Here is a 13,669-nt window from a genome sequence, read left to right as displayed (position 1 = left end):
GCGGCAGAGCGTGCGCAAACATAGTGTTATGGTGGGGGACAGGGTTCTGTATTACGCAGCGCAGTTATCGCACGCGCAGCGTTTTGCCCGCGCCCGGCAGGCGGAAGGCATACAGGCCTATGTTGTGTCCGACCCAACGCCCCAGCGCACCCGCACAGCACGCATAAACCCCCTGACCGGCAAGCCTTACAATAAACCCCAGACCGGCAGGCAGGCGGCAAAGCGGAAAGCCTGAGCTTTATGGCGCATGTTATGCGCGGATAACGGGCTATTGGGTTTTTAACGTCAGACCGTAACCGTGCGGTTACGGCGCCAGCTATCTTCCAGTGCATCGGCCGGGTCGGGGTGGAGGTCACTCCATGCGCCATCCTGTCCGGGGGCATGGGCCAGCGCCCGCCATTGGGCCTCCCCCGCCTGCCGCTCCACCACCACATGCCACGATGGGGGAATGCGGCCTAACAGGCGTTCCATTTTTTGGCCCGAGGTCAGTGGTTTGGCGTAGTTATGCCCCATAGCTGGCGGTCTTTCAGTGTTTGCTGGCTTTGAGCAGACCCATGATCTCGGCAATGGTTTCTGCTGGCTGGTGCAGGGTTGGCAAGGACCATGCAGCCTCGTCCGGGTGTGGGGGTTCGAGTGTTTCCAACTGGTTGGGTAGTTGCTCGGGGGGCATAAAGTGGCCTGTGCGTGTGCTTAGGCGCGTGTGCAAAGTTCCTTCATCTGCATGTAGATAAACAAACTGCACAGCCAGCCCCTGTGCACTCAGCATGGTGCGATACGCACGCTTGAGTGCCGAGCATGCCAGAATACCACCGGTATTGTGTTCCGCGCAGGATTTGAGCCACGCGTGGCACCGCTCCAGCCATGCTTTGCGGTCTGTGTCAGTCAGGGGAATACCATCGCGCATTTTGGTAATGCTGCTGGCATCGTGCAGGGTGTCCGCATCCAGCCATGGCCAGCCCAGTTCGTTATGCAGGCCCTCGGCAATAGTGGTTTTACCAGACCCACAAACCCCCATGACAACAATAAGGCGTTTGCCAATACCATGTGCCGCAGGCTGGGCGGGCAGAACATGCCCGGGCGGAAAAGCTGAACTGTTCAAAGACATGCCTAGCTCCCTTGTGGTGTGATGATCCGAATACCTTCCGGGCCTGCGGTAATGGTCTGTGTGGCCATATGCAGGAACAGCCCATGTTCTACCACGCCAACAATGCCATACAGGGCGTGGCTCAGCTCTTCGGGCTCCATAATGGCTGGAAAAACACAATCCATGATCAGGTTTTTTTCATCCGTGAGAAAAAAAGACCCATCGCGCATGCGGCGCGGTGTAACCTGTGCCCCCAAAAGCCCCAGCTTACGTGCGGCATTTTCCCATCCAAAAGGAATGACCTCTACAGGCAGGGGGCAGCGCGTGCCTAAGTGGTCCACGTATTTGCTGGCATCAGCCACTACCACAAACTGGGCTGCCGCGGCGGCCACAATTTTTTCCCACAGAAGTGCCCCGCCCAGCCCTTTGATCAGGTTCAGGGTTCTGGGTTCAATTTCATCCGCGCCATCTATGGCCAGATCAAGCTCGGGCTGCTGGCCAAAGGTGGTCAGGGGAATACCCTCTTCGCGCGCCTGCTTTTCAGTCACGATGGATGTGGGAATGGCGGTAATCCGCAGCCCTTCCTCGCGTATGCGGCGGCCAAGTTCGGCAACCACAAATTTGGCGGTGGAGCCGGTGCCAAGGCCCACGGCCATACCGCTTTGCACCAGAGATGCGGCTTTTACGGCGGATTGCTGCTTAAAAGCTGCTGCGGGGTCGGGTGTGGTGGTTGTCATCTGTCTGTTTGTCCTTGTTATTCTTGGCCCGATGGGGCTGCAGCCTGGTCTGTAAACCATATCAGTTCGCCTTGCGCCGTAACCGCGCTGGCCGGGCATGCGGGGTCCTGCGCACGAATGCGGGCCAGAATATCCCGTTTGGCGGCGCCTTCCACCAAAAAAACCACATGCTGGCTGGAATGAATGGCAGGGTAGGTCAGCGTCAGGCGGGTATGGGGTGCTGTGGGGGGCACACAGCTTGCAACCCATGCGCTACGGTTGTCGAGCACAGGCTGGCCGGGAAAAAGCGAGGCCGTGTGCCCGTCCGTGCCTATGCCCAGCAGCTGCACATCAAAAAAAGGCCGCTCTGGTGAAAAATCCTGTTCCCCGTAAAGGTTTTTCAGGGTCTGTTCGTACGCTCCAGCAGCCTCTTCGGCCAGCCCGTGGTCTGGCATGGGAAAAATATTGGAGGCAGGAATAGGGGCTTTTGAAAAAAGCAGACGCTGCATCATGCCAAAATTGCTGTCGGCATGGTCATGGGGCACAAAGCGGTCATCCCCGATAAAAAACTGCATGTTATGCCACGGAAAGCGCGCAACATAGGGTGCGCTGGCCATAAGGGCATACAGATGCTGGGGGGTGGAACCCCCGCTGAGCGCCAGCCGGAACGGTGCTGTGTCAGCTTTGGCAAGGCTGCGTTCGAGCAGCCAGTCCGCCAGTCCGGTTATCAGTGCCTCCCGGTGGGGAAAAACATGCATGGTTCCAGTGGCGGTGGTCTGTCCGGGCATCATGGGGTCTTTCATGCTCATGGAGGGGGTGCAGCATTTGCAGGGGCGGGAGCATAATGCGGGGCGGGGGCCGTATGGCAACGGGGCAGCACAAACTCCGTTATCGCGCGGGCCCAGCCCTCCTGCGTGTTGGGGGAGGTTATGCAATGCGCGTAGGCCTGCACACCCGGGGTGGACTGGCCCATTGCAATGGCGAGCCCGGCAATGGCCAGCATGGGAATGTCGTTGTTCATATCCCCGATACAGGCAACTTCGCCCACACTTATGCCGTAGTCAGCGGCCAGTTGGCGCACGGCATATCCTTTGTTGGCGTGCAGGGGGGTAATATCCAAAAACCATTTGCTGCAGAGGGCAACACTGGCCTGCCCGGCCAGTTTGCGGCCTATATGGACTTCCTGCTCCTGTAGCATGGCGTGGTCTGCCGTGGAGCCGGTAACCTTGCCAATATCATGCACACAGGCGCGCAGGTCGCCCACTTGTGTTGGTGTGCTTTGCACGGTCTGGCTTTCTGCCAGCACAAGAGGGTTCTGAGCATCGCGTACAAGCCACTCATGCCCACGGAACAGCCACGGGTCCACCTGCGGGGCAGTCAGCAGGTTCAGGGCTTCCTGCACGGTTTGTGGAGCGAGTGAGAGGCTGGAGCGGATGGTCCGGTCGGGGTTGAACAGGGTGCCGCCATTAAGCGCGCCGTAAGGGGTGCTGACCCTTAACTGCGCAAAATACATTTCCATTCCACCGGGGGGGCGGCTGCTGACAAGGCAGAGAGGTACGCCCGCAAGCTGCAATGCCTGCGCTGCCGCCATGCTTTGGGGGGTAATCTGCTTGTCCGGCGTGAGCAGCGTGCCATCCATGTCGGAAACAACAAGGCGGATCTGGCGGGCAGGGGGGCGTTCGGGGCCATGTCTGTTCTGCCCAAAGCCTGCCATTGTGTTCTTCCCCCAATGCCCCGGCCCGTATAAGGGCCGGGGGTAAAAGGCGTTTAGCCTTTGCTTTCTACGTGGCCGCCAAAGCCGAAGCGCATGGCGGACAGGATTTTTTCTGCAAATGTATTGTCACTGCGTGAACGAAAGCGCGTAAACAGGGCAGCCGTCATGACCGGCACGGGCACGGCTTCTTCAATAGCGGCTTCAATGGTCCAGCGGCCTTCGCCCGAATCGCTGACTTCCCCACTGAATTTGGAAAGCTCGCCATTATTGGCAAGAGCCTGTGCCGTCAGGTCCAGCAGCCAGGAGGACACCACGCTACCCCGGCGCCAGACTTCGGCAATATCGGCCATGTTAAGCGAGAACCGTTCGTCCTCGGCCAGAAGTGGGGAGTCCTTGCGGTACATAACGTCAAAGCCTTCGGCAAAGGCCTGCATCATGCCGTATTCAATGCCGTTATGGACCATTTTGACAAAATGACCCGACCCCGCCGGACCACAATACAGGTACCCCAGCTCGGCCCGCGGGTCCAGCCCTTCGCGGTCACGCTCGGGGGTGCGGGGGATGTCCCCCATGCCCGGAGCAAGTGCTGCCAGAATGGGGTCAATATGGTCAGCGGCTTCTCTGGCGCCGCCGTACATCATGCAGTAGCCCCGATCCAGCCCCCACACGCCGCCGGATGTGCCAATATCAAGGTAATCAATCCCTTTTTCGGCCAGCACCCTGGCGCGGCGGATATCGTCCTTGTAGTAGGTGTTGCCCCCATCAATAACGATGTCGCCCCGGCCCATCAGCCCGGCAAGGGACATAACGGTTTCTTCCGTAATGTCGCCAGCGGGGAGCATGGACCACACAATTTTTCTCGGGCCACGTAGCTGCGCAACAACATCGGCCAGACTGCTTGCCCCTGCTGCGCGGCCGGGTTCTGCCCGTGCCACGGTTTTTTCCACCGCTGCGGCGTCCCGGTCGTACACAACAACGTCGTGCCCAAAGCGTGTCAGGCGGACGGCAATGTTGCCCCCCATCCTGCCCAGCCCAACAATGCCTATCTGCATGATCTCTCTCCGCTTTCAGTCTTTATTACAGGGCGTCATGCAGGGCGGAGGCCAGTGCTGCAAGCCCTTCCTTGAGATTGCCACGGATATGCACGCGCAGGGCGCGGCGTTTGCGCTCGCTCAGCACGTCAAAATCACCACGGGCCTGTGCGGCCTTGACCACGCCAAACGTGTAGCTGGTGCCGGGCACGGGCAGGTCACGCGCATTGTCTGCCGTAATCTGGAGGAACACCCCTGTATTGGGGCCACCTTTATAAGCCTGCCCTGTGGAGTGGAGGAAGCGCGGCCCAAAACCTGTTGAGGTGGCAATGGTTTTGGCATCACGCACATGCAGGCGGATGTGCTGGAGCCATTCTGCCGTTTCGCGGTTACGCTCGATAAAGGCGAGCAGGGCCACGTAGTCACCCGGTTTTACGCGGTCAAAATGGGCCTTGAGAACACCACAGGCGCTCTCGGCCTTTACGGCAGCGGCGTTGGTGGGGTCCGTATAAAAGGCTAGAGGCCCAAATTCGGCAAACGGAGCCTGCGCAGGCAGCATGCCGGTCTGTTCGTAAGCTGCGGTCAGCTTGCGGGTTTCGATTTTTGTGGATTCCACATCGGGCTGGTCAAACGGGTCTATGCCCAGAAAAGCCCCGGCAACAGCGGTTGCCACCTCCCAGCGGAAGAACTCCTGCGCAATCTGGCGCTTGTTGTGCAAGGTGATGGTCAGCACCGGCTGCCCGGCTTCGATCAGGGTTGCAATGGCTTCATCCTGCTCATGCCGGTGTTCGGGGGCCAGACGCAGGTAAACAAACAGCCGGTCGTGGCCATAGCGGCTGGGACCACCCAGAGTTTCGTTATCAACCGGAATAATGCCCTTGCCGTGCTTGCCGGTGGATTCTGCCACCAGTTGCTCCAGCCATGCACCAAAGCTTGCAATCTGGGGTGTGGCAATAATGCTCAGCTTGTCACGGCCCAGTGCCTGAGCGGCAACGCCCATAAGTGTGCCAAGCTGCACACCGGGGTTGAACGCGGGCGGCACGCTGGCATCGCACAGGCGTACGCCACGCAGGGCATCTTCCAAAAACAGGCGGATGGGCACACCGGCGGCAGCCGCTGGCACAAGCCCGAAGTTGGAGAGAATGGAATAGCGCCCGCCAATTTTGGGGTCACCTGCAAAAACCTTCCAGAACCCTTCCTGCCGGGCCAGTGCCTCCAGTTTGGAGCCGGGGTCTGTAATGGCTACAAAATGCGCGCCCGCTTTATCCTTGAGGGCGCGCTTGGCCAGATCCTGAAAATAGGACAGCATAATATTGGGCTCAAGCGTGCTGCCGGATTTGGAGGCAACAATAAACAGCGTGTGCTCGGGGTCTATCTTGCGCTCAAAGGCCGCAACCTGCTGCGGGTCCGTGCTGTCCAGAACGTACAGGTGGCCAAAGCCTTCATGCTTGCCAAAAGTCATGGCCAGCACTTCCGGCCCCATGCTGGAGCCGCCCATGCCCATCAGCAGCACCTGCTTGAAACCGCGCGCCTTGACCTCGGCCTGAAACGCTTCCAGCTCGTCCACATGGGCCAGCCGTTCGTCCACAACATCCAGCCAGTTCAGCCAGTCGGATTCGGAATTGCCGGTCCAGACGGAGGCATCCTTGCGCCACAGCCGGCGGATGGTGCCATCCTTGCGCCATGCTTCCAGCCCCGTATCCAGCGCCGTTTGCAGGTCGGCTGGCAGGTTGGCTTTGGACGTGGTCAGCTTGTTGCCCATCAGGGCGATCTGTTTGGCGGCAACGGAACCAAGGAGGGCGTCAAACGCATCTTCAAATGCACTCACACCTTCATTGAGCAGCGTGGTGGTTACGCCATCCAGATCAAGGCCAAGGCGTTCGGCCTCTTCCATCACCTTGCGGGCTTCGGCCACGCCCTGTGTCAGGCTTTCGCTGACCGTACCGTGGTCGCGGAAGGCATCCATGGTGGCAGGGGGCAGGGTGTTGACTGTCTGCGGGCCGATAAGCGTGTCCACGTACAGCACATCGCTATAGGTTTTGTCCTTGGTGCCGGTGGAAGCCCATAGCAGGCGCTGGGTCTGTGCCCCGGCTTCTTCCAGAGCTTTCCAGCGCGGGGTCTGCATGATGTTCTGCCAGTAGGCATAGGCCATTTTGGCGTTGGCTATGGCAACCTTGCCGCGCAGGCTTTTAAGGTGCTCTGCGTCCTTGTCCGCTGCTTTGGTCCGCTGGTCTATGACGGCGTCAATCTTGCCATCAATCCGGCTGACAAAGAACGAGGCCACAGAGGCCACGCGGGACAGATCCCCCCCGCGGGCCTTGAGGTCTTCCAGCCCGCTCAGCCATGCTTCCACCACATCCGCATAAGCTGCGAGTGAGAAAATGAGCGTGACGTTAACGTTAATCCCTGCAGCAATGCTCTGGCGGATGGCCGGAATGCTCTGCGGTGTTGCAGGGATTTTGATCATCAGGTTCGGGGCGTTTACATCTGCCCACAGCCGTTTTGCCTCATGCGCAGTCCCGGCCTCGTCCCGCGCCAGATAGGGGGACACTTCAAGGCTTACAAACCCGTCGCGGCCTTTGGTCTGCTCGTAAACAGGGGCCAGAACATGGGCTGCGGCCTGAATGTCGGCTACGGCAAGCCGCTCGTACAGAGCGCCGGGGGAGAGTGTTTCATGTGCCAGAATATCGCGTATCTGCGGGTCATATTCCGTGCCTTCTCCCATGGCTTTCTGGAAGATGGCCGGGTTGGAGGTTACGCCGCGTATGTCGCCACTGTGCACCAGTTTGGCCAGCGAGCCGTCTTCCACAAAGGAGCGGCGGATAAAGTCCAGCCAGGGGGACTGATGGACCGTGGCCAGGGCCTGTAATGGGTTGCTGCCTGTTGGCACAGAGGCGGTCATACGTGCATATCCTTATCCTGCCCGGCTGCTGTTTGGCAGTAGCCGGGCTTTAGTCCTGTAACCGTTACGCCAGAGGGGCTGTCTGGTTCAGCCTGCCTGTTTGCGGGCGGCGTCTACAACAGCATCCACCGTAAAGCCGAAGTGCTTGAGCAGCTGGCTGGCCGGGCCAGACGCGCCAAAGCCGTTCATGGCAATAATGGTGCCGGTGGGGCCAGCGTAACGGTCCCACCCAATGGGGGAGCCCGCTTCTACCACCACGCGCCCCGTAACGGCGGAAGGTAGAACGCTTTCGCGGTAAGATTGTGGCTGCGCTTCAAACAGTTCCCAGCTTGGCATGGAAACCACGCGGGCGGGCACGCCTTGGGCACTCAGGGTTTCATACGCTTCGACCGCCAGCGAAAGTTCGCTGCCGGTTGCGATCAGGATCACCCGGGGGGTCTGTTCGCTGCTGGCCAGCACGTAAGCACCTTTTGCCAGACCAGAGGCCGGGGCATAGCGTGTGCGGTCCAGTGTCGGCAGGTTCTGGCGGCTCAGGGCCAGTGCTGCAGGGCCGGAGCGGTTGGCAATAAGGTAGCGCCAAGCCTCGGCAACTTCGTTGGCATCTGCCGGGCGCAGGGTGGTCAGGCCGGGGGTTGCACGCAGTTGCACCAGTTGCTCAATTGGCTGGTGAGTTGGCCCGTCCTCGCCCACGCCAATGGAATCGTGGGTGAAAATATAGGTCACTGGCAGCCCCATAAGGGCGGACAGGCGGATAGGGGCCTTCATGTAGTCCGAAAAGATCAGGAACCCTGCACCATATGGGCGTAGGCCATACAGGGCCATGCCATTTACAATGGCGCCCATGGCATGTTCACGCACACCAAAATGGAAGTTGCGGCCAGCATAGCTGCCACCCCATTTGGCAGGCTGAAAACTCTCCTGCCCCTTGAGCAGCGTTTTGGTGGAGGGGGCCAGATCGGCCGAACCACCCAGCAGCCACGGCAGGCGGCCTGCAACGGCGTTCAGCACTTCGCCCGAACTGGCGCGCGAAGCGGTGCCCTTGGCGTCTGTCGGGTAAAGCGGAATATCCGCATCCCAGCCTTCGGGCAGGGTGCCGCTGAAAATGGCGTCCAGTTCGCCCGCTTTTTCCGGGTGGGCGGTGCGGTAGTCCGCGAACAGTTTTTCCCATGCCGTGCGTGCGGCCAGCCCGCGCGCGCCAAGCCCTGCGCGCATGTGCGGCAGAACGGCATCAGGCACGGCAAAGCTGCTGTCTTCGGGCCAGTTGAGGAACTTTTTGGTTTCGCGCACTTCTTCCGCACCCAGCGGTTCACCATGGGCGGAGGCCTTGCCCGCCTTGTGCGGGGCACCCCATGCAATAACCGAGTGCGCAATAATCAGGGTTGGTTTGCTGGTCTGGGCGCGGGACTGGGCCAGAAGTTCTGCAAAAGCGGCTGTGTCGTTGGCGTCCTTGAGCTCAAGCACCTGCCAGCCATAGGCGGCAAAGCGTTCGGCTACGTTTTCGGTAAACGCAACATCGGTCGAGCCTTCGATGGAAATCCGGTTGGAATCATAGATCCATGTCAGGTTGCCCAGTTCCAGGTGTGCGGCAAGGGAGGCGGCCTCGCTGGATACGCCTTCCATCATGTCTCCATCCCCGCACAGGGTGTACACATGGTGGTCGAACAGCGTAAAGCCGGGCATGTTGTAGCGCGCGGCCAGCCATTTTTCGGCAATGGCCATGCCTACGGAATTGCCACAGCCGGCGCCTAGCGGCCCTGTTGTGGTTTCCACCCCCGTTGTGTGGCCGTATTCGGGGTGGCCGGGAGTTTTGGAACCAAACTGGCGGAACTGGCGGAGGTCTTCCACGCTCAGGGCGGGTTCATCCGTAACCTTGCCGTTGGTAACCTGCCGGATGCCTGCAACATGAATAAGCGCGTAAAGCAGCATGGAGGCATGGCCGATGGACAGCACAAAGCGGTCACGGTTGGGCCAGAGCGGGGCAGTGGGGTCGTAATTCAGGGTGTTCTGCCACAGGGTGTAAGCAATGGGGGCCATGGACATGGCGGCCCCGGGGTGCCCGGAATTGGCGTTCTGCACGGCATCCATCACCAGAGTGCGGATGGTGTTGATGCACAGCGTATCGGGGCTGTTCACTCTACCGGCTTCTGCCCCGGCAGGTGCACGCAGGGGGGTAGAAAAAGAAACGCGCATAGCGGGCCTGTCCTCCAGCTGGGCTTTAGTGCCAAAGCCCGCAAATATAGGGTTGGGGCCTGCGCACGAGGCCCCATTAAAAAACGTTTTTGCACAATTCCACGGTTCTGCATTTTTCGGCAAGAGACGAGCTTGCCGGGAGCGGAACCCTTGCGGAGTTATCCAGTTCAACCCATTATATCAAAAGAGTTGTTATTCTGCCATGTTCCCCGCCCGCCATATGCCAACAAGTTGCTTTGCGGTGGGTAGGCAATGTGACAAAATGGAACAATCGCGCAGGGCAGGACGTTGCCCTGATCAGGATAAACCGTTTTTTCCGGAGGTCAGCCATGACAGAAGAGTCTACACGGACACAGTCCGAGCAGGCCCCCGCCAATCCGGCAGCCGGAGAAGGCGGGCAGGCTTTTACGCGTGAGCAGGTGGAAGCCCTGTTCATTAACGCAGCCAGAGAAGGGGATGCGGACCTGCTGGCCCGCTTCCTTGAAGCTGGCATGGACCCGAATCTCAGGATGGAAAAAGGGTACACCCCCCTTATTCTGGCGGCCTATAACGGGCACACGGACGCCGTGCGCGTGCTGCTGGACCGTGGCGCGGACCCGAACCTGAAGGATGAAAAAGGCTCCACCGCCCTTTCGGGTGTGGCGTTTAAAGGGGATGTTGCCTTGGTGAGCATGCTGCTTGCCGCCGGTGCCGAGGTAGATGCCGCCAATGCCGTAGGCCGCACGCCGCTTATGTTTGCGGTCATGTTCGGGCGGGACGATGTTGCCCGTGTGCTGCTTGGGGCGCGGGCCAATGTGCTGCTGCGTGATGGTGAGGGGCTGAATGCCCTGGACCTGGCCCAGCGGCAGGGCAATGGCGCATTGTTGCAGGACCTGAAAAAAGCGGTAGGCGTTTCCGCCTGAGCCTGATGCAGGGGTACTGCTGCAAGGCTGTGCCGCGCCTGATTTTTTGACTGAGCTTTTTTGAGCAACGGCCTGCCAGCGCAGGCCGTTCAACTTATGTGCATGGAATGATCGGAATGAGCCGTTTCTGGAGCCCTCTTGTTCACACCCTTACGCCTTACGTGCCGGGTGAGCAGCCAAAAATTGCCAATCTGATCAAGCTGAACACCAATGAATCGCCCTATGGCCCATCCCCCCGTGCGCTGGAGGCCATAAAGGCCGCTACCAATGACACCCTGCGCCTTTACCCCGACCCGGAAGCCTTGGCACTGCGCACGGCGCTGGGCCAGCGTGTGGGGCTGGGTGCGGACCATGTGTTTGTTGGTAATGGTTCGGACGAGGTGCTGGCCCACGCTTTTCAGGCTCTGTTTGCACACGGGGGCCCGCTGCTCTTCCCCGATGTCAGCTACAGTTTTTACAAGGTTTACTGTGGGCTGTACAAACTGCCTTACCGTATGGTGCCATTGCGTGCGGATATGGGCATTGCGGTGGAGGATTACACCGGCCCATGCAGTGGCGTGGTCATTGCCAACCCCAATGCGCCAACAGGTATTGCTCTGGGGCTGGATGCCATACGCCAGTTGCTGGACATGCACCCCGAGCGGGTGGTGCTGGTCGATGAAGCCTATGTGGATTTTGGCGCACAGAGTGCGGTGGAACTGGTCCGCGATTATCCTAACCTGCTGGTTGTGCAGACTTTTTCCAAATCCCGCGCGTTGGCAGGGGCTCGGGTGGGTTTTGCCTTTGGGCAGCCTGATCTGATTGAGGCACTGGTGCGGGTCAAGGACAGCTTTAACTCGTACCCGCTGGACCGTCTGGCACAGGCGGGGGCTCTGGCCTCTGTTAAGGATGAGGACTGGTTTGCCAAAAGCGTGCAGCGGGTTATGGACAGCCGTACGATGCTGAGCGAAGGACTGCGTGGACTTGGTTTTGAAGTCTTGCCGTCCATGGCAAACTTTGTTTACACTCGGCATCCCGATCGTGATGCAGGAGAACTCGCGGCGCAGTTGAGAGCCCGGGCCATTCTTGTCCGCCACCTCAAGGGTGAACGCACAATGGCGTGGTTGCGCGTTACGGTGGGAACGCAAGAGCAGTGTCAGGCCTTGCTTGATGTGTTGCGCGACAGTGTTCTTCGCAATTCGTAAAAACTGTCTGGTCATTCGCCCAGCCGTTACAGCCTTGCCCGGGCCTGTGCCGCGCAGTGTGCGCGGTGGGTTTGGCAAGGCGGTCAGGTATTAAATTTTTAAGACATAAACCGTGCTGCGACCCCGTCGCACGGTCTTGATTTGATGGAGGGTCTGTTCATGCGCGCTTTTCGCGGCCAGATGTCTGATAACCAGCCAATCCGGCGCTCCCTGCCGGAAAAACAGAAGCAGCTGCGTGACCTGAAGGAAACGCTGGCTGCCATGAAGTCCCACACATCTCCTGCACTCAAGGAGAGTGTGCGCAAACGCATTGCCCAGCTTGAGGCCGAGCTTACGGCGGCTCCTGTTCTCAAATCCAACAACCGGCCCAGCGGCACTGCCCGCCCCCGGCAGGAGCGGGGGAACGCACCACGGCGGCCAACAATACGGTCTCTTTAAATAATGAGCCAGAAAGGGGAGAGGTGGTTGACCTCTCCCCTTTTTGTGTGGCTTGTGCGTGTTATAGCGTTTGCTTGACGTCTTTATTATCGCAGAATCAGATGGTTTGCGGTGCATTGGAAAAACCCCCCATAACAGATTAGCAGAGCAGGGAGATCGGAATTGGCTGGAACCACCTTGTCTCAACTGACCGATCTGCTTTCTGAAGGGGGAACCCTGCTGCGTGATGGTCTGGTCTGGGCCATTTACTGCCGCCCCGGTCAGGAGCCGCAGGAGCTTGAGCGCGATGTGGTGGTCCACCGCCTGACAACGGGGAACTTCCCCCCCGAATTTGCCGAGGGTGAAGGCTGGGCGTGGTTTCATTTTGATATTGTCCACACCATGTCCCGCCATCAGATCGAGACCATTCCCTCCCTGCCGGAAGAAGTGCGGCAGGTTCTGACCAACCTGGAACGTAGCACCCGGCTGGAAAACGAGGGGGATATTGTGTTCGGCGCACTCCCCGCGTTTGACGATACCTCCACCGATGATGATCGCAACGTCAGCACGTGGCGTTTTGCCCTTGAGCCGGATCTGCTGCTCACCACCCGCCGCCACCCTATTCCTGCCCTTGGTGTTGTGTTCCACGAACTCAAGCGTGGGCTGGTGCCCCGCTCCCCCGCCAAGGTGGTGGACCGCGCCCTGCTGGAATTTGCAGATACATTGCGGCGTGACTTTGCCCGGCTGGATGACCAGCTTGACCGGGCGGAAGATGTGCTGCTGATGCTCGACCGGGATACGGATCTGGGCCGTATGAGCGGCCTGCTGGGTATGGTGCGCCGCCGTTCCACGGAACTGCGGCGGGTACTGGCCCCCGTGGACCGTATTTTCCGTGATGAAGAACTGGAACTGCCCGAATGGGCCGAGGACGACCTGAAGGACCGCTCGCACCGGCAGGTTCATGCTGCGCTCGATGACCTTCTGGCCCTTCAGGACCGGGCCCGTTCCTTGCAGGACGAGCTGACATCCAATCAGGCGGAAGAAACCAACCGTCGGCTGTATATTTTGACCGTGGGCACCATTCTTATGCTCCCCGCAACGCTGGTCACCGGCTTTTTTGGCATGAATACGGGCGGGATGTTCCTGACCGATGGCCGCTGGGGCACGGTGGATGCGGGTGGACTGTGTTTTCTGATCATGATGGGAACATGGTTTTTGCTCAAGTTTATTCGCTTTTTGTAAAAGCTGCTGGTGGCATGTGGCAGGGCAAACCACACGCATCAGAATTGTTACGTGCGGGTGTGCGTGCCATAAAATAAGCCAAGTTGAAGAACACAGTCTCCGGCTGGGGATTTTGGCATGTTCTGGCCAGCCCATGGGTAAAAATAGCCATGTCCGTGTTGTTTGCGCATAGTAAAGCCGGTTCTGCCACAAAACGCTTGAACGCGGGTGGAGCGTTTTCTTGCATGTGGGGTATGGCCCGTATAAACACATGGGCGTATTTTCTGGTCCGGGCATGCGGGAGTGAG

At 59.4% G+C, this 13,669-nt stretch carries 13 protein-coding genes; 5 read left to right on the top strand and 8 right to left on the bottom strand.

Annotation, left to right across the window (positions count from 1 at the left end; genetic code table 11):
• Positions 1-10: 10 nt before the first annotated feature.
• Positions 11-235, top strand: a complete 225-nt coding sequence (locus tag LKE65_RS01195; RefSeq protein WP_278740117.1) for a hypothetical protein — start codon at positions 11-13, stop codon at positions 233-235.
• A gap of 50 nt (positions 236-285) precedes the next feature.
• On the opposite strand, the gene LKE65_RS01190 is transcribed toward LKE65_RS01195, so the two are convergent.
• From LKE65_RS01190 to tkt, 8 genes are all read right to left on the bottom strand, one after another.
• Positions 286-513: a hypothetical protein gene (locus LKE65_RS01190; RefSeq protein ID WP_086646239.1), complete on the bottom strand. Its 228-nt coding sequence runs from the start codon at positions 511-513 to the stop codon at positions 286-288.
• Positions 514-526: 13 nt separating this feature from the next.
• Complete coding sequence (locus tag LKE65_RS01185; protein ID WP_278740116.1) at positions 527-1,105, bottom strand: gluconokinase; 579 nt, start codon at positions 1,103-1,105, stop codon at positions 527-529.
• Between the two features lie 2 nt (positions 1,106-1,107).
• On the bottom strand, positions 1,108-1,821 hold the full coding sequence (gene rpiA, locus LKE65_RS01180) for a ribose-5-phosphate isomerase RpiA (protein ID WP_278740113.1): 714 nt from the start codon (positions 1,819-1,821) through the stop codon (positions 1,108-1,110).
• Positions 1,822-1,838: 17 nt separating this feature from the next.
• A complete protein-coding gene (gene pgl / locus LKE65_RS01175; protein WP_278741722.1) occupies positions 1,839-2,588 on the bottom strand; it encodes a 6-phosphogluconolactonase in 750 nt (249 codons plus the stop codon).
• Between the two features lie 17 nt (positions 2,589-2,605).
• A complete protein-coding gene (locus tag LKE65_RS01170; protein ID WP_278740112.1) occupies positions 2,606-3,514 on the bottom strand; it encodes an HAD family hydrolase in 909 nt (302 codons plus the stop codon).
• A gap of 53 nt (positions 3,515-3,567) precedes the next feature.
• Positions 3,568-4,566, bottom strand: coding sequence for a phosphogluconate dehydrogenase (NAD(+)-dependent, decarboxylating) (gene gnd, locus LKE65_RS01165; RefSeq protein WP_278740110.1), 999 nt, complete (start codon positions 4,564-4,566; stop codon positions 3,568-3,570).
• Between the two features lie 25 nt (positions 4,567-4,591).
• On the bottom strand, positions 4,592-7,447 hold the full coding sequence (locus tag LKE65_RS01160; RefSeq protein WP_278740109.1) for a bifunctional transaldolase/phosoglucose isomerase: 2,856 nt from the start codon (positions 7,445-7,447) through the stop codon (positions 4,592-4,594).
• An 87-nt stretch (positions 7,448-7,534) separates the two neighbouring features.
• Positions 7,535-9,637: a transketolase gene (tkt, locus tag LKE65_RS01155; RefSeq protein WP_278740108.1), complete on the bottom strand. Its 2,103-nt coding sequence runs from the start codon at positions 9,635-9,637 to the stop codon at positions 7,535-7,537.
• Positions 9,638-9,966: 329 nt separating this feature from the next.
• On the opposite strand from tkt, the gene LKE65_RS01150 reads away from it, so the two are divergent.
• The 4 genes from LKE65_RS01150 (at position 9,967) to LKE65_RS01135 (ending at position 13,382) form a co-directional block, all read left to right on the top strand.
• Positions 9,967-10,539 (top strand): ankyrin repeat domain-containing protein, encoded by a 573-nt coding sequence (locus LKE65_RS01150; protein WP_095349579.1) that lies wholly within the window; start codon positions 9,967-9,969, stop codon positions 10,537-10,539.
• A 116-nt stretch (positions 10,540-10,655) separates the two neighbouring features.
• The gene (gene hisC / locus LKE65_RS01145) at positions 10,656-11,723 is read left to right on the top strand and encodes a histidinol-phosphate transaminase (RefSeq protein ID WP_278740106.1); all 1,068 of its coding nucleotides are present in this window, start codon (positions 10,656-10,658) and stop codon (positions 11,721-11,723) included.
• A 159-nt stretch (positions 11,724-11,882) separates the two neighbouring features.
• Positions 11,883-12,161: a hypothetical protein gene (locus LKE65_RS01140; protein ID WP_086646257.1), complete on the top strand. Its 279-nt coding sequence runs from the start codon at positions 11,883-11,885 to the stop codon at positions 12,159-12,161.
• A 186-nt stretch (positions 12,162-12,347) separates the two neighbouring features.
• Entirely contained in the window at positions 12,348-13,382 is a 1,035-nt protein-coding gene (locus LKE65_RS01135; RefSeq protein WP_086646256.1) for a transporter, read from the top strand.
• The last annotated feature ends 287 nt before the right edge of the window (positions 13,383-13,669 follow it).

The sequence above is a fragment of the Acetobacter fabarum genome (assembly GCF_022483405.1).
Lineage (GTDB): Bacteria > Pseudomonadota > Alphaproteobacteria > Acetobacterales > Acetobacteraceae > Acetobacter > Acetobacter fabarum.
This window is presented reverse-complemented; position numbering and strand designations above follow the sequence as displayed.